The sequence below is a fragment of the Gracilimonas sp. genome, assembly GCF_035704785.1.
Taxonomy (GTDB): Bacteria; Bacteroidota; Rhodothermia; order Balneolales; family Balneolaceae; genus Gracilimonas.
Window position 1 is genome coordinate 1 of record NZ_DASSWP010000182.1, and the last position, 21,966, is coordinate 21,966.

Consider the following 21,966-nt stretch of genomic DNA (forward strand, 5'->3'; position numbering starts at 1 on the left):
TCCTCTTTGAGCCCTATCCTGTATCCAAAAGGAGGCGAAAAGTTAGCATCACCCTGATCACCAAATGCATAATATAGCTGTGAATCTCCCCTGTAGCCCGATTGACTCGAGGTCTTTGTGTCATTGTATGTAATATCTAAACTTTGCATACTGAACATAGCCAATATTGCTTTCCGCCCTATGTATTGAATATCATTAAACAGATCCGGCTTAGTTTTACCTTCTACATTCTCCTCAGAACGATCCTGCCTATTTCTTTCTCGTGTTTCCTGTGAATCTGTATCTTTCATCCTTTCATAAAATGGTAACTTTTCCAACAGATCCTGAATTCCAAATTGAACACTATGATCGAGCCTGAAGGCATTTGATACTCCTGCACCCAGATTAGAACCTCTTGGGCTGTTTGTCCATCCATACCCGCCACTGTATGATGCTGAGTATGTCAGCCAGCTAAGTTCATCAATATTGTTAAAGCGTGGCCTCCAGCTTGCCGTAAAAGTTTCTTCATAGTTAGACCTGCGGGCAGAAAGTGAGTCTGTAACCAATCTATTTAATACTTCAAAAGTAGGTATTACACGATACGATGAACTGTCAGCAGCATTTCCCGTTATATTTATATTCTCTCTTCCGGCACTTGATAAATCGTAATTGGTATTGGCCCTGAAAGACAATGGAATAGTGGGGGTCAAAATATAACTGAACCCAAAAGAAGACCTGTGGTTAAAGGTATGGCTTTGCTGCAATGGTTGTATTTCTTCAAATCCATTTATATCAAGCTGTGATCGACGGCGCCTTTCAACATATGATCGGTTCAAGTTTGCAGAAGCGTTTATAGAAGAAGGCATATACCCTAGACGTAGTCCTGATAAAACACTGACCAAAGGGATATCCTGAATAAAAGTAAAAGGACGAAACAGCCCGACATTATTAAAAGACAGATTGTATTGAACCGATGTAGTATAGTTCCAGTCATTTTGAAATTGAATTTCAGGGTTCTTAGAGCTTCCTTCATTGTAAACATAACTTAAGCTTGTCCTGTCTATCGTATATTGTGCCCATTTACTTTTTGAATTCTGTTTTGAAATATTTGAAATGTTAATAGAGAAATTATCCCTTACGGTCTCAATTTCATTAATTCGCCGATCGATCTGAGTTTTCTTTTCAGCTTCCGTAAGACTTTCATTGTTATTTGTGGCATTAATAAAATCTTCCAGCCTTATATCCCCTTGATTCGGCAGAAACTTAGGAGTAGATACATTTTTCCTTGTTGAAACTGTTACCGGAAAATTCCAGCCATAGCGGTCTGGTATCAGTTTATGAAGGTTTACCGTTGAACTAAGATCATATCCAATATCATCAGATACACTACGATTTCCCAACCGTGAATCCAGTCCACCAAAACCATTGGTGGTCCGCGTAAAGTTTGTATTTACTGTTGCAAAGTCAGCAAGTTTAAAACTTGCCTTTGCATTAGCCTTCCAGCCTTTTTCGTTATCAAACCCTGAAACCCTTAACTCATTAAGCCAAAATTCGGCATCTAAAGTTGGTGTACCCGGGGAATTTACATCAGCGGGATCATAAGGATTCAATATCCCCATACCAAATTCAGAAACCCTATCCAGTGATGGATTTCCTTTAATAGCAATAACAGCACCTTCAACTGCATCATCCTCTGCCGATAAGGGGCGCTCAAACTTTTGTGAAATATCAACATTTACTTGTTGATCCCGCAGTTGTTTTAATTCATTAAATGCAGCTAAAATAATATTTAAGCTGTTCTCTTCATAAAGCCATACTTCCTCAGCATCAGCCTTCAGGTTTCCGCTCCCATCTGTACTGTAGGCAGAAAATGGGTAGTCAGGATCTGAAGGAGTAACGGGTTGCCGGTACTCATAATAATTGGCATTAAGATCCGTGCCCATCCGGATTACAAGTTCAGCATAATCTCTTTCTTCCGGACCATCACCGTACCCTTCTCCATGTACAAACATTCTCATGTTAGAGTAATTCAGGAGGTTCAATCCGCCTGGGTATACCTTTTTTACCATTTGTATTTCTCCGGGGCCTAAGCCTTCTACTCCCAGTACTATGGATTGCTCATTGGACAGTGATTGCACCTGAACTCCACGATTCAATGCACGAATAGATCCGTCCGGTTGACGGTATGGTACCGGTGCACGGTTAGCATTTTCTTCAATATTTATTGTTGAGACACGAAATTCTCCACTCGCATTCTGTGCCTCATCAATATCATCTACTTTACGCCATTGACTTCCAATAAATTCGAAAGTGGCAAATCGAAGGGTGAAAGGTTTTTCGTAACCGGACATCCACATTCTTATATGACTGATATTCTGAAACCCATCAATGTCTCCCACTTTTCTGGTAAACTCATTCAGTGGAATACGAATTAAGTGCCATCGGTCTTGCTGCCTGTCACCCGGAACCTTATCAACTATGTATGTTCCTTCACTGCCTATTTGCAGACTGTTAAAATCAGCAGGGTTTAGATCTATCTCATACTGGTAGTAATTATTGTTGGTTTCTACATTAGCCCGGCTTGACAGACCTTCAGAATCGGGACGTGGTGTGATAGCTCGCTTATCACCTCCGGCTGTAGGTGTGTTTCCTTCATGATATCCCAGTAAACGATGAAACCGTACATGAAGCGGCAGATTCTGAACTTGTGATTCTCCATAAAACACATAATCATCGTTAGACGGATCAGCTAAAATTGACTGAAATTCAAAACTTTCCGGGCCATAAGCTACCCTCATCGAATCAATGAATTCACTAAAAAGTGCTGTTTCTACCTTTTGCGTATCAAAACCATTAGCGCTTGGGATCCCGTCAAAACCAACATCTTCAAGTTCTCTGTCATCATTTGAAAATTGTCCTTGAGGTGCGGTGGGATTCAAGGGGACAAATGAGCGAGGGTTTGAACTTAAATTATCTTCTACAAGATTCTGAAGGTTACTTGCCAGTCCGTCTTCTGAGTTTAGATCAAAATTAGGGACAACATCTTCTGAGATCGTGCCTATATCGATGTAAATTTTTCCGTCGTAACTTTCTATATCTCCGGCAACCGGATCTTCTCCATTTGGAAGGATGGGTTGAACCCAGAACTCTATGAACTCAATATTATTTTGAGTCAAATCTTCCTGCCCTGAAGGGACGACAGCCGTCATACCTCCCCATTGATTTTCCGGAAGATTCTCTAGGTTGTTCTTCAAATTAAAGTTATAATTATAAGGGCCTCTCTCGGTTGGATCGTAGTAAACGTCGAGTGTATTGATAACTTCTTCCTGAGCATTATTTGTTTCCCGTCCCGGAAATACTTCCTCCGTAAGGATATTTTTTGATTCCGGGGTTATTTCTGCGCCTCCCAAAATGCTGCTGATATTTCTTGGAATTGTATACCACGAAAACTGACTTCTCAGGTCTGATCGGTCAATTTTGGATTGCAAAGTGTTGAAAGGAATGAGATTAGGGTTAATAAAATAGGTCTCATCAGGAGCATAACCGGGAATAGCAGCCGGAGCTGCTGCCAAATTCCATCTCGTTGCACTCATGAACGAAACACTCATTTCCGATCCCTCAAAATCATCAATGAATGACAAACCATTTTCCTCATCCCGGTATAACTCACCATCTTCAATGGCATCACGAACAGCATTAGTTTGAACCACTCCGGGCCTTAACTGGGCAAATTCTCCGCTAAAATTTATATTGGATTCTTCTTTAGTCTGTAGTAGAGGAATTTGATCTATGAAGCGGGTGATCCAGGGAGTATCAAGATTTGCCTGGGCATCCATACCTAAGATCGTATTGTTTATTGACTCTTCATCTATTCTTATTTTGTCAGATAAAGGCTGCTCTTTTAACTTAAAGTAGGTGCCTCCTATACTTACGTCTTCATTAAATTCATACTCAGCCCTAATACCTGTGAAATTTTTCTGCCCAATTGTATTAAGCTGGTTATTTTCAAATTCTATCTGAATATCCTGACCGGCTGCAAGATACCTATCGTTTAAGATGGTGATGATGCCAAATGAATAATCAACCTCATAGTCTATGCCTTCCGTTAGCTCAGTTCCATTCGCAAACACCTTGACCGAACCTTCAACAAGGCTGTACCCGAGACTGAAATTACCTGAAGCTCCACCTCTTGAAACTCCTTCAATTCTGTAGAAGTTATTCTTATTAGACTGGTTTGCGGTATTCTGTCTTTCATTATAAAGTTCAGAGTACGTCACAGATTCAATTAAAGAATCGGATGCTGAAGTTTCTTCAAGAAGGGTTCGTATTCTATCGCCAAATGGTTCTAAATATGGAAACATAACATTCCCATTTCTCGGATTCAGTACAATACCCGAGAAGTCGATCAAGTTATCGGGATTTTCAGCCCCTTCAGTATCAGTCCGGTCCAGTCCAAGTTCTTGTAATAAGGGAAGGGATCTTCCCGGAAGACTAGTCTCATCCACATTCCCTGTTGTATACTTAATATCGACTTCCAGGCCATCTTGTGTAACATTGGAAACCCCTAAAGAATACATATTACGCATCGTTAATGGCCACGACTTAAGATCAGGAGTTGGATTATCCAAACGAATAAGTTTTAGGTACGTCAAGCCTGAGGGTTGTGGGGAAATATCACCGATTTCAACATTGTTTATACCTTCACCAGGTAAACCCTGCCTGACAAATGACACTGCTAAAATTGTACCCGAGTTAAGCGTTCTATTCAAGCTGATATAGCCTAACGTTTTATTGATCGTATAATCTGCTCCCTCTTCAAGCGGACGAAAGTATCCGTTATAGAAATCATTACCCGATACATTAAAAGACTCCGCTGATGCACTTGTATTGCCTCGGTTACTCTCTAACAAAGCATCATCAATACTGTCATTATCTGTATTTGGCAGCCCATAAGATCCATCTACATTTTCGACTACCCCCAGATCTACAAAGGCAGCCGCACGCACCGCTTCTGGATCGGTTGTATTAACCTGAGGTTCTGATATCCATACTTTTAGATCAGAAATTTGATAAGCCTGACCCAGTTGTTGGGGATCAGCGACATTGATTTCGAATTCCTGGCGATTATAAAAATCAATAAAAAAGTGTCTGTCATTTTGATATTGGGAAGGACGAAAGGAAAATTGTGTTTCCTGAGAACCACCCGTAATTGTTTGTGTGTTGCTCTCCCCTTTTTGTTGGGAAATTACCGAGGTGACTTTAAAAGCCCCTAATTCGGCAACCGACTTTATCCCAAAAAGAGACGCTCCCCCACGAATTAATGAATTTCCCGTCTCTATCGAAACATTCCCCATCTCGATTTGTTTTATAATCTCATCTTCATACCCTTCATACACAATGCTCAACCTGTTTTGAAAGTCAAATGCTCTCTCAGTATCCCAGTCTGTGGCAATAGTTAACTTATCGCCGATCGTACCCTGAATATTTAATTGTAGATTTTGATTAAATGTAGGATCTATTCGGCGCTGCAGATCCGGTTCTATAGTAGGGTCATCAATATTCTGTATGGCTACCCCTATATTCATATTAGCCGATCCATTCACCTGCAGGTTTACCTCCGGTTTACCGAAAATGGTTGTAAATACTGATGATTGCCCTCCGGGGATCTGTAAACTAAAATCAAGCAACCCCCTGCTTTGCCCACTGATCTGTTTCCCTTCTTCTATAAGAAGATGCCTTATCTCTCTCTCTTGTTTCCTTTTTATTTCTTGAACATAACTCTCAAAATCAAACACCAACGGAACACCTACATCAATTCCATCGATCTGTCTTCTTATTTTATAAGTACCTGTTGTATCCCAGCTTGTAAAAAATTTCTCTTTTGGCAATTTGATATAGTACAGCTTGCCGGGAAATACATATGGAGAGAGATCTTTTGGTGTTCGATAGATAAACTTCACCCCTTCAAGGGTGCTATCTGCCTCTGATACATTTTGTGATACGTCAGTAGTATCCTGTGCTTTGGATATACCAATTAGTAGCAAACCATTCACTAAACATGCGAATGGCAAATAATAAAATAGCTTTAAAAAAGAATACACCGGCTTAATTGCTTACTCGGTTGTTACTTATTTTCTGTAGCTTTAGGCGATAGGCAGATTGGGTTTTCTTTTTTAATTTGCAAATGATTGGTTGCGTCCGATAATACCATATATTTGAATATCTTGAAAATTTAATACTTCTAATGAGTTTTTTATACTCCTAAGTTTCCGTTTCAGCAAATCAAGCAACAGTACACATTGAATAAATATATCAACAAATTACAAATCGACCTTCTAAAAAGGCATCTCAATCCTTTTTTATTTTGCTTTTTTACTCTGATGTTTATTTTACTGCTGCAATTTTTGATCCTCCATATCGATAATCTGATCGGCAAGGACATCCCCCTTTCCATTGTAGCCGAGTTAATAGTTACAAATTTAGCTTACATGGTGGTATTAGCCGCGCCTATGGCCGTGCTTGTTGCCACATTGATGGCATATGGAAAGTTCTCAGAGCTCAACGAGCTGACTGCTCTACGTAGTTCAGGGGTAAACCCAATGAAGATCATACGCCCGGTATTGACCACTTCTGTATTCCTTTTTATTGGTTTGGCTTGGTTTTCCAATAATATCTTACCTGAAGCTAACCAAAAAGCAAGATCACTTTTTATCGATATCAGAATTAAAAAACCGGGTTTTGACCTGAAGCCTAATATATTTTATGACGGCATAGACGGATATACTTTTCTTGTTGAAAGAATTGATGGAGAAAGTGACAGTCTTTTCGACATCACTTTATTCCAACAGCCAATGAATAACAAGGATAGAGCATATATTATTGCAGAAAAAGGTCTTTTAGTGAGCAGAAGTGAACAAGCCCTCAATTTACATCTGATCAATGGATATAGCCTGAAGTTTACTCAACCTAACAGGAACAGTGATGACATTATTGAGCGCAATACCTTTGAAAAACATGTAATGACTCTTGATCTGTCTGACCTTTCTTTCATGAGATCGAATCCCGAAGAGCGAAACCGAAGCGACAGGACCATGAGTTCTAAGGCCATGCTTGTCGTTGTAGATTCGTTATACAAAGAAATCGAGAATCAGTTAGAAGTATTGATCAAAAACAATTCTGTGTATCCCTCTGAAGCATATACCGGAAAGCAAACATTTTTTTCCAAAGACCTGGCTTTAGCGGAGAATGTAGCTAATATTTCAAGCGCAAATTCACCCTACATTATGGAAAATATATCTCAAAAAGCCGACTTACAGCGCAGACTGGTAAGTGAGTCTTTACGGCACCTGAGGGAATACAAAAGTACGCTCGAATCCGTTAACGCTAATATAGAATGGCGTAAACTAAGGATTGCGGGCTATTTAGTAGAAGTTCACAAAAAGCTCTCTATACCGTTCGCCTGTGTGGTATTCATTTTATTTGGTGCGCCCGTAGGCATTATGACAAAGAGAGGGAACTTTGGGTTTGCCGCACTTATAAGCACCGTCGTTTTAACTTTTTATTGGGTAGCCCTGATACAGGGAGAGAAATTGGCTGAACGTTTGATAGTTTCCCCTTTCACCGGTATGTGGACATTCAATATTGTACTCACAATAATAGGTGTTTATCTTATAATTCACTTAAGTACAGGTTTCAGTATTAAAGAAATTTTCGAGAATCGTGATTAAGCATTTTGACAAATACATATTTCTGCGCCTTGCTGCTATAACAGCGGTCGTTTTGCTTATGCTTATTTTCATATTCATTATGATCGACTTTTCTGAAAACAGTGATAACTTCGCAGACCAGGGTGCTGAAATGACCGATATCCTGAAAAACTATTATCTCAATTTCATTCCGGAGATGACCCGCTTAGTACTTCCGGTTGCGGTATTTGTAGCGTGTCTCTTTATTACAGGTCAGCTTTCTGACAGATTAGAGATAACAGCTTTAAAGGCTGCAGGCGTAAGTCTCTACAGACTGATAATCCCTTATATCATTTTTTCGGTATTCTGTGCAATTGGTATAAGCCTTCTTGACGCATTTGTAATTCCAAAATCCAATGCTGAGCGGATTGCTTTCGAGGAAAAGTATCTTCAGGATAAAACAGAAAAAATTGATAAGGGTGATATATATCGGCAACCATCAGTTAATACAAAACTGCAAGTCAATTACTTTGATGCAGAACAGCAAATAGCTTATCGTATTCGATTTATAGAATTTAAAGATGATAAAATTACCCGAACCACTGAAGCCAACCGCATGGTTTGGATAGATTCAACCCAAAGCTGGAGGCTTGAGAATGTTGATGAGCTCATCTTCAACGAAAAAGGTTACGAGGAACTTGAAACTAGCCAAAAAGATACCGTCATAAATGTTTTCCCGAGAGACCTTGCCAGAACCACCTCCGATATCTATCAATTAACCTATGCTGAGGCCGTTGATTACATCCAGTCTATTGAAAGAAGTGGTGCCAGTGGAATCGCAATGCCACAGGTTCAATTTTATGGAAGGGTAGCCTATCCATTTTCAATTATTGTGGTTATGATGATTGGATTTTCATTTGCGAGCGTAAGAAGGCGGGGCGGAAAAGGCGCTTATCTTGCAGCGGGACTAACTATTAGTTTTCTTTATCTGGCTTTTATGAAGATCATAGAACCCTTTGGCTATTACGGAACCTTATCTCCGGAATTGGCTGCTACACTCCCCCATATATTCTTCTTTATCGTAGGAATCGCATTGCTTATTCAGGCTAAAAAATAACATCAACATTCAGCATTTAATGTTGAATATTCAATATTCAATATTCGATATTCTTAGGCTTCGGGTTGTGGACCACGATACATATGCATATCCACTTTGTCGTTTGAGCTTATGGCACCATGCTCTTTCTCATACCGGCTAACATTATCATTTAAAGCATTAGCTAATCTCTTAGCATGGTCCGGGGTTAAGATCATTCGCTTGACTACTTTCGCCTTTGGAACCCCCGGCATTACTGCAATAAAATCCAATATAAATTCAGATGGAGAATGAGTGATCATTACAAGATTTGAATACGTACCCGTAGCCTCATCTTCTTTCAACTCTATTTCCATTTGTCCGGGATTCATTGTTTGATCTTTCTTTGACATGATAAACTCTTTTTGCAATTAAAATTAATCCAGAAAGCCTTGTTCTTTCATCCATTCATCATTATAAACTTTTTGGATATAACGGGTGCCACTGTCCGGCATTATAATAACCATTATATCGTCCTTTCCTAAAGGGTTCTCCAATATGTAATCCAAGGCACCTTTTAGTGCAGCACCACAAGACCAACCTACCAATAAACCTTCCTCACGGGCAAGCCGGCGGGTGATCAAAGCTGAGTCCTTGTCATTAACCTGAACTACCTCATCTATATAGTCAAAGTTGATGGTTCCCGGAATGATGTCTTCTCCTATTCCCTCCGTCATATAAGGCTTAATCTCATTCTTATCGAATTCTCCGGTTTCAAAATATTTCTTATACACGGAACCTATACTGTCAATACCGATCACTGTTATATCCGGATTCTGTTCTTTAAGATATTTACCTGCACCCGATATCGTTCCCCCTGTTCCCATACCTGCTACATAGTGTGTGATCTTTCCTTCTGTCTGTTCCCAAATTTCAGGTCCAGTAGATTCGTAATGAGCCAGGGAGTTGCTTTCATTATCATACTGATTAGGATAGTAGGAGTTTTTTATTTCCTCACTTAAACGTTTTGCGACCGAGTAATAACTGTCGGGATGATCTGCCTCTACATTCGTAGGACAAACTATAACCTCTGCCCCCAAAGCTTTAAGCAGATCTACTTTCGTTTTACTCTGTTTATCGGTGGTGGTGAAAATACACTTGTAGCCACGGTTTACTGCTACCAGTGCCAATCCCATTCCGGTATTGCCTGAGGTTCCTTCAATAATGGTTCCTCCAGGTTTTAGCAATCCTTTTTCTTCGGCGTCATCGATCATTTTGATCGCAATACGATCTTTGATACTGTGACCGGGATTGAAGTACTCTACCTTTGCTAAGAGTGTTCCCTCAGAATTACCGTTAACATGATTTAGTTTAATTAACGGGGTATTTCCAACCGTCTCAAGAATAGAATTGTGATACATGAATTTCGTTTGTTGATGATTACTTTTGATCATCTAAAACTAAGAAATAATTCAAAGATAGGCTGAAGATATTTTTATCATTACACCGATCAAACCATATTCAGTACCTGGTATGATTGTTATTATTAAAACAGTTTGTAATCTCGTATTAATATCCCGTATTTTCTGCGAAACAGTTTACCCAATCTTAGATATGTTCATACACCAAGAAAAACCCAAAGACTTTGACTGTGGCTATAACCTTGATCTTATGATAGCTGCACTTCCACGAATTGAAGATACACAGGAACGTGTATCCTACGCCAAACGTGTTGTGGGGCTTATAAAACAAAGCCACCCTACCTGGGTTGATAAAGACGGCAAAAGTGAAGCCGCCTGGGAACATTTTTTCAAACTAGCTGAATATGATCCTGATGAATATGGTATTCATAATCCTTATGCTACAGGTGATAATGATGACGCTGAGTAGAATACTTTAATCATTCTCTTCTTTTTAACGAATTGAATTTCCCTTACCTATACCTTTCCCTCACAAAATCAGATAGGATAATAATTTAACATTAGCATAATTATCCGTACTTTCAATTTATATTGAAAACTAAATTGTTCGTGATATGGATTTTAAAAATCCTTTAGCAAATGAATTAAAAGAATGCTTCAGTCAGCAGATATCAGATCTGGAGCTAAGTGAGGCTATTAAATGTATTTCCTCACAACCTGAAGGGAAATATCAATACCTTTCATTTTCAATTCAAATTCCCACAGTTGATGCTCTTGCCGTATTAGAACAAAGTGGCGATACAAGCAATTTTCAATACTATTGGGAGAAACCGTCAGATAAATTTGCAATCGCAGCGGCCGGTTCTGTTGAACGCATTCAAACAACCGGAAAAGAACGTTTTCGGGAATCGTCTGATCAGGGTAAAGAGTTGCTCAGCAAAGTACTTCACATTTCTAATATTGATCATCATTTGGCATATGTCCATCTTTTAGGAGGATTCTCGTTTTTTGATCATAATGTTGGAAAGGAATGGCGAAGTTTCGGGGCAGGATCTTTCAACCTTCCGGAGTGGGTTTTAGTCAGAGATAGTAAGTTTACAGCTCTTACTGTTACAAAAAAGATCGCTTTTCATGATGACCCTCAGGACATTTGTAACTCCTTTTTAGCAACACTTGACCGATTAGATTCTATTTGCGATGCCGGTTCATATCAAGTAGAATCCAAAAGATCTTTTGAATCAAAAGTTGAGGTTCCGGGAATTGATTCTGAAGATTATAACCAATGGGTCAATTCGGTAGAAAGTGCTACAGAATTAATAAAAGCTGCAGAGTTCAAGAAAATTGTACTGGCTCGTGAATTAAGAGTAAAACTTCATACACCCGTATCTGATACCAAAATTCTCAATCACCTGAGGCATCAATATCCGGACTGTTATTCTTTTTTGATCAGACAGGATGGAAAATCCAGTTTTATTGGAAGTACTCCTGAACGGCTCGCCTCCTTCCAGGAAAGAGAAGTATTAACAGAAGGTCTTGCCGGAAGTATTTCCAGAGGAAAGACCGCTTCCGAAGACGCTGTTCTGGAACATGAACTTCTTCACAGTAAAAAAGATCTCAGCGAGCATGCTTTTGTATTAGATGCCATTGAAGAGAATCTTCAACGTTATTCCGATATTTTCGAACATCCTGTTTCCCCAGGTATAAAGAAACTCTCTAATGTTCAACACTTGTACACCCCTGTTCATGCCAGAATAAAAGAAGGCGTATCCCGAACAGAAGTGTTGTCTAGGCTGCACCCCACCCCTGCTGTGGGCGGTTACCCGAGAAATCTGGCCATGCCTTATATCAATAAGCTGGAACATTTTGACCGAGGATGGTACGCCGCACCTGTTGGCTGGATCAATGCAAATGGAGAAGGAGAGTTTGTTGTAGCTATACGCAGCGGATTAATTAAAAATAATGAAGTGCGATTTTTCGCAGGATGTGGTATCGTTGAGGACTCAAACCCTCAAAAAGAATGGGATGAAACTAACTTGAAGTTTATTCCTATGTTAACCGCGTTGAAACATGCTAGAAAATGAACCGCAAAATATAGCTTTTAACTGGAGTACTGTTTTTGTCCGGTCTTTATTTGAAGAAGGACTTGAACATGTTGTGATCTCTCCGGGATCCAGATCAACAGCTTTAACTTTAGCCTTTTCTGCCCACTCCGGCTTTAAGAAGCATATCAGTATTGATGAAAGGTCCGCCGCTTTTATGGCGCTGGGATTAGGGAAATCTACAGGAAAACCGGCGGTGCTTGTATGTACTTCCGGATCAGCACTTGCTAATTATTTCCCTGCGGTGATCGAAGCTTCACAATCAGGAGTTCCGATTATTATACTTAGTGCCGACCGGCCTCCACATTATCGCGGAATTGGATCTTCTCAAACCATTGATCAACTGAAAATATTCGGTAATTACCCTGTCTTTTTTCATGAGATCGGAGAACCGGATTTTAAAGGAAGGAGTCGCAAAAGATTAGAATTGGCTGCCGCACAGGCTGTTCAGGAATCAGTTGGGAAAGCCGGTGTTGCACACCTCAATTTTGCATTTTCGAAGCCTTTTGAACCGGATCCCAAATTTCTAAGGCAAGTTGAATTCGAAAACGAGAAAAGATCACGGAGGCCTTCACCTAAGTATTCTCAGGAAACAGGAAGCATTAAAATGGGGGAAATTTTCTGGTCAGATCTGATCTCTGCAGAAAAACCTCTTATTATTGTCGGACCAACTTCAAGTTCTGATCACCTCGATTTTATAACACCACTTGCACGAGTATTGGATGCTCCTATTCTTGCCGAGCCCGGATCTCAGATTCCATCTTCACGTCACACTATTCAGGGTTTTGACGGCTTCCTGAAGAACACCGACAACTGGCCCGAGCTGAATGCCGATCTGATTTTAAGATTTGGACAACAACCGGTGAGCAAAGCACTTAACCTATTCCTGGATAAGAAATCAGAGGTCATGCAGATCAGTTTTATGAATCCTGCACACTGGATCGATGGAAGTTTATCTTCTCACAAACAGATTACTCTAAATGCCCCACTTGATATACCGGAGGTTACCGGAGCTGCTGATAAAGGATGGCTAAAGAAGTGGAAAAAAACAGAGAAGGATTTTAAAAATTTCAGGGAAGAAAACTTACACCCCTCCACTCCGATAACCGACGGGTATGTATTTTCTAAAATATCCGATACCCTTCCAAAAAGATCATTTACAATGCTCTCAAACTCTTTTTCGGTGCGGGATATGTCGTTATTTGGAGAGTTTGACGGAAAAGAGATCTATGTGAATAGAGGAACTGCCGGGATCGATGGAATTACATCCACCGCGATGGGTCTTAGTCTTGCCACTGATAAACCCGGCATTTTAATGACCGGTGATATTGCTTTCCTTCATGACTCAAACGCTCTTTTAATGGCTAAAGAGATCAATCAACCATTGGTTATCGTAATACTTAATAACGGCGGCGGAACCATATTCAGAATGTTACCTGTGTTTAGATTTAAAAGTAAATACATGAAATTTTTTGAAACTCCTCAAAATGTCAAAATAGCCGCCCTCTGCCGTGCACATAATATTGACCACACTTTAGTTTCAAGGCCCGAGCAAATAGTTTCAACCCTCGAGACTCTAGTTGAACGGAAAGGTGTACATGTTATGGAATGTATTACCGGAGCCGATGAATCTATGGAACAAAGACACACTCTTTGGAATTTTAAAACCAATGCAAATTAATGAACATTCGGATCCGTGGAATTTCATATGGCTTTACTATTCATCAGGAAAATAAAGATCTCCCTTCTCTTGTGCTTCTTCACGGATTTATGGGAAGTGGACAAAGCTATGATCACTTAATTTCTGACCTAAAGGAATTTTGTAATCCTATCACCATTGATCTGCTTGGACACGGCACAACAGAAGGAGCCGAACTTCACTATCGCTTTTCGACAAAAGAACAAGTAGCGGATCTTACCAAACTGATCAGTGAGCAACTTCATCTTCCTTTATTTTTATACGGCTATAGTATGGGCGGCAGATTAACGCTGCAACTGGCATTACACCGTCCGGATCTGTATAAAGGTTTGATCCTGGAGAGCAGTACTTTTGGGATTGAGGGAGAAACAGAGCGCCAGGCCCGGCAGGCACTGGATGCAAAAAGATCCGATGATCTATTGGGGAATTTTGAAGGTTTTCTGCATAATTGGAAAAAAATGCCTTTGTTTGAATCTTCAACTGCTTCTGAGCAATTATTAGGTCAAGTGGATGAAATTCAGCAACAACAAAATCCGCTTTGGCTTGCAAACTGCCTGCAGGGCTTTGGAACAGGAACCATGCCTTGTGTACGAAGCCGATTGGCTGAAATAGCTGTAAGAGTCAACTTAATAGTTGGTGAAAAAGACTCGAAATTTGTGCACATAAACCGGCAGATGGAAAAGGAATTACCAGATGCTGAACTTCATACTGTTAAAAACGCCGGCCATCGCGTACATTTGGATCAGCCTGAGCAACTGATTACACATCTAAAATCTTTCATTCAAAAATTAGGTCAATCATGAACTGGCAAACCGTTAAAGACTACGAAGACATCACCTATAAAAAATCAAATGGCGTGGCCCGCATTGCATTTAACCGGCCTGAGATAAGAAATGCCTTTCGTCCCAAAACCGTGTTTGAGCTCTATGAAGCATTGCATAATGCCAAAGAAGACAATGACATTGGAGTTGTTTTACTTAGCGGTGAAGGGCCTTCTCCTAAAGATGGGAAATGGGCATTTTGTTCAGGCGGAGACCAAAATGTGCGTTCCAAAACCGGTTATAAAGCCGAAGATGGTATTGCCCGGTTAAATATTCTGGAAGTTCAGCGGCTCATTCGCTTCATGCCAAAAGTAGTTATCGCCGTGGTACCGGGATGGGCTGTTGGAGGTGGGCACAGTCTGCATGTTGTTTGCGACCTCACCCTTGCCAGTAAAGAACACGCCATTTTCAAACAAACCGACACTGATGTGGCCAGTTTTGACGGTGGATTTGGCTCTGCCCTGCTTGCCCGTCAGGTTGGACAGAAACGAGCTCGTGAGATCTTCTTCCTCGGGGCCAATTACTCTGCACAAGAAGCTTTTGAAATGGGCATGGTGAATAAAGTGGTTCCCCATGATAAATTAGAAGAGGTGGCGTATGAATGGGCTCAAGAGATCTTGACGAAAAGTCCTACCGCAACCAAAATGGCCAAATTTGCCTTAAATGCCATTGATGACGGCATGGTTGGACAACAGATATTTGCCGGTGAAGCTACGAGGTTGGCTTATATGACCGATGAAGCTGAAGAAGGTCGCAATGCCTTCCTTGAAAAACGGAAGCCGAATTGGGACAAATTTGACCGGTCTCCTTCTTGATTCGTTAATCGTTAATCGTTAAAAAGTGGTTTTTTCAGCCTATTTAAAACAGAAAATTTTAGGATATAGCTTATGCAAATTCAGCACAAAACTACTGAAACAAAGGGCGCTTTCTTTATCGAGAAAGATGGAAAACGTATTGCGGAGATGACCTATTCCAAAGCCGGGAAAACAAAGATCATCATTGACCATACCGAGGTTTCGGATGAAGGTCGCGGTAAAGGTTACGGCAAACAATTGGTCAAGGAAGGAGTTGAATTCGCCCGGGAGAATGATCTGAAGATCATGCCGCTTTGCCCCTTTGCAAAGGCCATCATTCAAAAAACTCCTGAATTTCAGGATGTGCTTTAGAGGTCATTCGTGCCTGATAGCATCTACCGGAGTTAAATTTGCTGCTTTCCATGCAGGGTATGTTCCAAATATCATGCCCACCAGAACGGCCACAACCAGCACTACAAAAACGGTTCCGAGACTAAGTGCAGCCTGAAAATTGAAATCCGTGAAGCGATTGATGAGCTCCACCAATCCAAAAACTCCCAGCACTCCCACTACCCATCCAATGATACAACCCACTATAGAAATTGTCACAGACTCAGAAATAAACTGTAATACAATATCTTTTTTGCGTGCACCTGTAGCTTTTCGAATACCGATTTCTTTGGTTCTCTCCGTTACCGAGATCAGCAACACATTCATAATCCCAATTCCACCTACCAATACTGATATTCCCGTGATTGCTCCCATCACCAGTTTAAAAACAAGGATTCCCTGACTTAACTGCTGTACTCGTCCTTCATAAGTGAATATTGAAAAAGCCTCCCTGCCATCTTCATAATTTTCATCGAGCCAATTCTCCAGGGTACTTTTCATTACAGGAATATCCTCCACTTTTCGGCTTTTAAAAACCATATTGGGTGCATTGCTGTTTTTTATATTTTTTTGATACGCACTGAATGGAATTAAAGCCTTCGCTCCCTGCGAATCATCCTTCAAAATCCCAATAACTTCATACGAAACACCTTCAAAGGAAATGGAATCTCCGAGCAGATCTTCTGGATCATCAGACCATTTTCTTGCGAGTTGGATAGTTAGTACCGTCTTATTTGATGCATTTTCTACATCTTCTCTGTTATAATAGCTTCCAATTACTTCTGCTTCTGTAAATTGCGGGATATTCTCCAGAGTGGCCTGAATATAGATGGCAACCGATGAATCTTTATAAGTTGCCATTCTGGAACTTTGAACGATAAGATCTGTGTATCCCCATTGGCTCAGTTGTTCTTCAACCATTCTGGCTTCTTGTATTCCCAGCTGGTATACCGTATCCCTGGGAACACGGACATCATCAACCACATCTATGGTTTTTGGTGTAAGGCTCATCATTTGTACTGAAGTAGTCGTTTCGATCTGCTCCCTGCCGGTCTGCTCCAAGCCGTCTCCCAAAGCTAAAATCGCGACCAAAGAGGCCACTCCGATAATAATACCCAGGGTTGACAGAAAAGTGTGAAGTGGATTCGCTTTTATATTTTGAAGGGCGATGGATACTGATTTATATATCTGCTGCATACATTATTTTTTTGTTACCGATCTATATACGTCGGTTTCAAGCCCCGGTTTCAAAAACAAAAAAAGGTCCCGGTTTTCCATACCGCGACCTTTACAAATGGCAGGAAATGATCTCTATCACATCGAATCAAATCCTCCGGCCGACATGATCGCTCCCATAAATACGAAAGCAAAAATTAGATAAAGCACAAAGAATGCTGCAAATATTATTAGTGTGGCCTGTGCCCAGTTCTTTTTATTTGGATTGGTGCTGTCGCTAAATGACCATACCAATAGCATAATAAATCCTACCATTGGTATAAAGGAAATGAGTACTGAGATGACCCAATCCTTTAAACTCATTACCGGTGCAGCTTCCCTTTGTATATGATCCATTTGTATCTCCGTTTATTTTAAGTGAAGGGAGAATATGTACAAACGGAAAGATTCTTACAAGTCGGGATTCATCAAAGTTTTAGCTATCTGATCTGAATAGTCATGCTGTAGATTTCGGATGCAATCTCAAAGTGAGCATCTCCCCAGGAAGCTGGGCCAAATCTGCCTCGTGCATTATTTGAAAATCCATAAGCTTCTTTGGGTATTCGAAGGAAATTAGTATCCAATTCACCATTTATATTTTTGTCATGATAGACCGCGATGGCATAGTTTCCGTAGGGCAATTCTTCCTCATCCCAGGTCAAAGTCGTACCTTTTACAGGAAGCACTACGGCATGTAAAGGCTCCTCTTTTCTTTTGTAAGCCTCTTCCGAATCAAAAACAGCGATGCGTATCTCTCCTTTCGCCTCTTCTATCCCCTCGATCACAAGTTCAAAAGCAGCACGCTTTTCTTCAGGGTAAGAAATTTCCTGAGCTGATACTGGCAAAGCCAGAAGTAAAAAAATAAACGCACTAATAAAACTCTTCATAAATTATTCCGATAAATACATTCTTTGGTGCGGAAACAATAAGTTATAAAACCTTTAGTTCTCAAAATAGTTTCGCCCCGTTTTTTACAGGTTTTTCAGGAACGGCTAAAACCACTCTTTCTTGTTCATCGGGAAATCCTGTTACCAAACATTCCGACATGAATGGACCAATTTGCTTTGGTGGAAAGTTAACTACCGCTACCACTTGTTTGCCTTTCAGCTCATCCAACCGATATAATTCAGTGATCTGTGCAGATGATCTTTTGATACCTATTTCCTCTCCAAAATCGATGGTCAATTTGTAGGCAGGTTTTCGGGCTTCCAGAAATTCTTCCGCCTTTGTGATAGTTCCAACTCTTAGTTCTACCTGCTCAAATTCATTCCAGTTTATCTGTTTCATTTTTTAGGCTGAAATTAAAAAACCCTGTCTCCTTTCGAAAACAGGGTTTGAAAATAAATGATCGGGGTTGGTTTTATTTAATAAACAGCATCTCACGATAAACCGGCAATGGCCAGTAGTCATCAGCAACATAGCGCTCAAGAAAATCGATGGAATCACGAATATCTTTCATAACCGGAAGTACTTCGGATTCCACTTTTACCGCATGCTCTGCAGTATCTTTATACTTAAGTTTGGATTGTACATCTGCTAAGTTATCCAAAGCTGAACCCAATTTATTCAGCTCATTATTAACCTTGGTGAGCATGTTTCTGGAACCGGAGTTATCAAGTCCCAGTGCATCAGCTTTCTCCACAGCCTTAGCCAGTTCACCAATATATCGCACCGTAGCAGGATAGATCATGGTCTTTGCTATCGACTCAATGGTATCCACTTCGATGGTTCTGGAGGTGATGTACTGTTCGGTCCAGATTTCTTTTCGGGAATGCATTTCCTTTTCATTAAGAACCTTGTATTTTTTAAAAAGCTTCACATTCTCTTTTTTAGTGAGATATGGAATGGCTTCCGGGGTAGTCTTTAAATTCAGCAATCCTCTTTTCTTCGCTTCTTTTTGCCAGTCATCAGAATAACCGTCACCGTTAAAGATTCCCGGCTTACATTCATTCAAACGGGCACGAAGTACACTCGCCAATGCTTTTTCAATGGAGTCTCCCTTCTTCGCTTTCTTAAGATCTTTGGTCATGTCTTCGATCGCTTCCGCAATAACGGTGTTCAACACAACGATCGGGAATGATGGAGACTGATTTGAACCCAATGCGCGGAATTCAAATTTATTTCCCGTGAAAGCAAAAGGTGAAGTTCGGTTTCGATCTCCGGCGTGTTTAGGAAGGTTAGGAAGAACCGGAGTTCCCAAACCAAGCAATCCTCCCTGTTTCGAGCTTTTCGCACCGCCATTGATCAGCTGTTCTACAATATCCGCAAGCTGATCTCCAATGAAAGAAGAGATGATAGCCGGAGGAGCTTCATTGGCTCCCAAACGATGATCATTCCCGGCATGCGCTACAGAAACTCTTAGCAGATCCTGGTGACGATATACCCCCAACATCACCGCTGTAAAGAAAAACAGAAACTTCATATTTTCGTGCGGACTTTCACCGGGCTCCAGTAAATTATCTCCTTCAGCGGTAGAAAGAGACCAGTTCAGGTGTTTACCGCTTCCATTGAGTCCGTCAAATGGCTTTTCATGCATCAGACATTCAAGTCCATACTTCTTGGCAACTTTTTTCAAAACCATCATGGTTAACTGCTGATGGTCGGCAGCAACGTTTGCCAGCTCAAAGATCGGGGCTAACTCATACTGACTTGGAGCCACTTCATTGTGTCGGGTCTTAACAGGAACACCAAGCTTATAAAGTTCTTTCTCGGCATCCAGCATAAAAGACAGAACCCTTTCGGGAATAGATCCAAAGTAATGATCATCAAGTTCCTGTCCGCGCGGAGGTTTTGCTCCTACCAAGGTTCTGCCGGAAGTCAAAATATCAGGTCGACGATATACAAATTCCTGATCGATAAGAAAATATTCCTGCTCGCATCCAACAGTAGAATTCACTCGCTTCGACTCAACTCCAAAAAGCTTAAGTGCTTCCTTTGCAGCTTTGTTCAATGCATCATTGGAACGCAGCAGTGGTGTTTTATGATCCAAAGCTTCCCCTTTCCAGGAAGCAAAAGCGGTGGGAATGCAGAGATAGGTCCCTTTTTGATTCTCCACAATAAAGGCCGGAGATGTTGGATCCCAGGCCGTGTAACCGCGAGCTTCAAAGGTGGGTCTCAAGCCCCCGCTGGGGAAACTCGATGCATCCGGTTCACCCTGAATAAGATCCTTCCCTGAAAACACTGCCATGGCACCGCCTCCCTGATTCGGGGTAATAAAACTGTCGTGCTTTTCAGCGGTAGAACCGGTAAGCGGCTGAAACCAGTGTGTATAGTGAGTGGCTCCCTTTTCGGTTGCCCAATCCTTCATTGCCAAAGCTACGGCATCTGCAACGTCAATATTCAGAGTTTGCCCTTCATCAATCGTTTTTTGAAGATCTTTCCATGCGGATTTTGGGAGTCGCTCTTCCAGCTTATCAAGGGTAAGAGTATTCTGCCCGAAGATCTCCGGGATATCCATCGTAGATCTTTCTGTTTTACCCGGACGAAAGTTTCGGGCAGCAGCTAAATTATCATATCGTTGAATCGCTTTGGCCATATTTCTTAAAAAAGTTTAGTTATTAATTAAAAATGACAACCAAATATAAAGTTATTTCTTTCTTTTACTCAATTTATTTAGACAATTATTTTTTAACAATTAATTTAAACAGGGTTTATTTACTATTACCTTAATTAATTTTGTTAAAACCGCTTCCACTCTCATTTTTGCTTAATTTATTCTTTCATAAAACAATCATTGCTTCACTTTTTAAGCCACACCCAAAAACAGTATCTTTCCACAAGAAGTTATCCACACAGATTCACAAAATTATTTTCATTTGAGTTCATCAAAATTGAGTATTTGGATCGAAGCGGCCCGCCCTCAAACCTTAGCCGCTGCAATAGTCCCTGTTTTAGTTGGAGCCTCCCTTGCCTTTCAATCAGGATTACTGAACTGGCCCAATACCATCGTTGCTTTGGCCTGCGCCATGCTTATTCAAATAGGTACAAATTTCGCCAACGATTATTTCGACTTTGTGAAAGGATCGGATACGGATGAACGCATTGGATTCCGGCGTGCTACTGCAGCCGGACTCACCACCCCGAAACAAATGCTGAATGCTACCATCATGACTATGACTCTGGCCTTCTTTTTAGGATTATATCTGGTATGGTCAGCCGGCTGGATCATATTGATCATAGGGTTACTTTCCCTCCTTTTTGGCATTCTTTACACAGGCGGGCCTTTTCCCCTTGGCTATAATGGTTTGGGTGATCTGTTTGTATTCATTTTCTTTGGGATCGTAGCTGTTATGACCACCTATTATGTAAATGCACTGGAATGGTCGGAATCTTCTTTCTGGGCCTCATTGGCGGTGGGTGCTTTGTGTGTGAACATTCTTGTAGTCAATAATCTAAGAGATGTGGAACAGGACAAAATATCCGGGAAGAAAACTCTCGGCGTGTTATTTGGGGAGAACATTTTGAAAATTGAATACACCCTTATGATATTACTGGCCTATGCTATTCCTCCACACTTTTTTGTGCAATTCGATTATAGCATTTGGATATTCCTGCCAATACTTGCCCTCCCTCTTGCTGCCTATTACGTCTACAGGATCTGGACCGAAGAAGACAAAAAGCAGTTAAACCCCATGTTGGAGAAAACGTCTCAATTCATGGTTCTTTTTGGATTGCTGTTCTCTATTGGTATTATGTTGAACTGATGCTAAAGCTCTATACATATCACATTCCTTTTACTTCCCCCTTTCGGGTAGCCGGGAATGAGTTTAGTCATAGAGAAGGCATCAT

17 protein-coding genes are annotated in these 21,966 nt (G+C 40.8%); 9 read left to right on the forward strand and 8 right to left on the reverse strand.

The features are described 5' to 3' along the window. Positions 1-6,032 (reverse strand): cell surface protein SprA (sprA, locus tag VFM80_RS10595; protein ID WP_395071802.1); only part of this gene is annotated, 6,032 nt, incomplete at its 3' end. A 246-nt stretch (positions 6,033-6,278) separates the two neighbouring features. Here sprA and VFM80_RS10600 point away from each other — a divergent pair. Further along, positions 6,279-7,706 carry an LptF/LptG family permease gene (locus VFM80_RS10600; RefSeq protein ID WP_395071803.1) on the forward strand — a complete coding sequence of 476 codons (1,428 nt, stop codon included), beginning with the start codon at positions 6,279-6,281 and terminating at the stop codon, positions 7,704-7,706. Then, positions 7,699-8,781: an LptF/LptG family permease gene (locus VFM80_RS10605; protein WP_395071804.1), complete on the forward strand. Its 1,083-nt coding sequence runs from the start codon at positions 7,699-7,701 to the stop codon at positions 8,779-8,781. Before VFM80_RS10600 ends, VFM80_RS10605 begins: the two co-directional genes overlap by 8 nt. A 53-nt stretch (positions 8,782-8,834) precedes the next feature. On the opposite strand, the gene VFM80_RS10610 is transcribed toward VFM80_RS10605, so the two are convergent. Next, positions 8,835-9,152 (reverse strand): DUF3467 domain-containing protein, encoded by a 318-nt coding sequence (locus tag VFM80_RS10610; protein WP_395071805.1) that lies wholly within the window; start codon positions 9,150-9,152, stop codon positions 8,835-8,837. A gap of 24 nt (positions 9,153-9,176) precedes the next feature. Then, entirely contained in the window at positions 9,177-10,160 is a 984-nt protein-coding gene (locus VFM80_RS10615; protein ID WP_395071806.1) for a PLP-dependent cysteine synthase family protein, read from the reverse strand. A gap of 193 nt (positions 10,161-10,353) precedes the next feature. Here VFM80_RS10615 and VFM80_RS10620 point away from each other — a divergent pair, with 193 nt between their 5' ends. From VFM80_RS10620 to VFM80_RS10645, 6 genes are all read left to right on the forward strand, one after another. Continuing rightward, positions 10,354-10,629, forward strand: a complete 276-nt coding sequence (locus VFM80_RS10620) for a DUF4290 domain-containing protein (RefSeq protein ID WP_395071807.1) — start codon at positions 10,354-10,356, stop codon at positions 10,627-10,629. Between the two features lie 145 nt (positions 10,630-10,774). Next, complete coding sequence (locus VFM80_RS10625; protein ID WP_395071808.1) at positions 10,775-12,241, forward strand: isochorismate synthase; 1,467 nt, start codon at positions 10,775-10,777, stop codon at positions 12,239-12,241. Then, positions 12,228-13,940, forward strand: a complete 1,713-nt coding sequence (menD, locus tag VFM80_RS10630; RefSeq protein WP_395071809.1) for a 2-succinyl-5-enolpyruvyl-6-hydroxy-3-cyclohexene-1-carboxylic-acid synthase — start codon at positions 12,228-12,230, stop codon at positions 13,938-13,940. The genes VFM80_RS10625 and menD overlap by 14 nt, the downstream gene beginning before the upstream one ends. Then, complete coding sequence (gene menH / locus VFM80_RS10635; RefSeq protein WP_395071810.1) at positions 13,940-14,761, forward strand: 2-succinyl-6-hydroxy-2,4-cyclohexadiene-1-carboxylate synthase; 822 nt, start codon at positions 13,940-13,942, stop codon at positions 14,759-14,761. Before menD ends, menH begins: the two co-directional genes overlap by 1 nt. Beyond that, entirely contained in the window at positions 14,758-15,594 is an 837-nt protein-coding gene (locus tag VFM80_RS10640) for a 1,4-dihydroxy-2-naphthoyl-CoA synthase (RefSeq protein ID WP_395071811.1), read from the forward strand. The genes menH and VFM80_RS10640 overlap by 4 nt, the downstream gene beginning before the upstream one ends. Positions 15,595-15,666: 72 nt before the next feature. Next, complete coding sequence (locus tag VFM80_RS10645) at positions 15,667-15,945, forward strand: GNAT family N-acetyltransferase (RefSeq protein WP_395071812.1); 279 nt, start codon at positions 15,667-15,669, stop codon at positions 15,943-15,945. Between the two features lie 3 nt (positions 15,946-15,948). Here the strand turns inward: VFM80_RS10645 and VFM80_RS10650 are convergent, their stop codons facing one another. From VFM80_RS10650 to VFM80_RS10670, 5 genes are all read right to left on the reverse strand, one after another. Beyond that, positions 15,949-17,160, reverse strand: coding sequence for an ABC transporter permease (locus VFM80_RS10650; protein ID WP_395071813.1), 1,212 nt, complete (start codon positions 17,158-17,160; stop codon positions 15,949-15,951). A gap of 117 nt (positions 17,161-17,277) precedes the next feature. Beyond that, complete coding sequence (locus VFM80_RS10655; RefSeq protein ID WP_395071814.1) at positions 17,278-17,535, reverse strand: hypothetical protein; 258 nt, start codon at positions 17,533-17,535, stop codon at positions 17,278-17,280. A gap of 83 nt (positions 17,536-17,618) precedes the next feature. Next, the gene (locus VFM80_RS10660; RefSeq protein ID WP_395071815.1) at positions 17,619-18,065 is read right to left on the reverse strand and encodes a DUF2141 domain-containing protein; all 447 of its coding nucleotides are present in this window, start codon (positions 18,063-18,065) and stop codon (positions 17,619-17,621) included. A 61-nt stretch (positions 18,066-18,126) separates the two neighbouring features. Further along, on the reverse strand, positions 18,127-18,465 hold the full coding sequence (locus VFM80_RS10665; RefSeq protein WP_395071816.1) for a tRNA-binding protein: 339 nt from the start codon (positions 18,463-18,465) through the stop codon (positions 18,127-18,129). A 73-nt stretch (positions 18,466-18,538) separates the two neighbouring features. Then, a complete protein-coding gene (locus VFM80_RS10670) occupies positions 18,539-20,713 on the reverse strand; it encodes a glutamine synthetase III (protein WP_395071817.1) in 2,175 nt (724 codons plus the stop codon). 280 nt (positions 20,714-20,993) lie between these two features. Here VFM80_RS10670 and VFM80_RS10675 point away from each other — a divergent pair, with 280 nt between their 5' ends. Further along, entirely contained in the window at positions 20,994-21,881 is an 888-nt protein-coding gene (locus tag VFM80_RS10675) for a 1,4-dihydroxy-2-naphthoate polyprenyltransferase (RefSeq protein ID WP_395071818.1), read from the forward strand. The last annotated feature ends 85 nt before the right edge of the window (positions 21,882-21,966 follow it).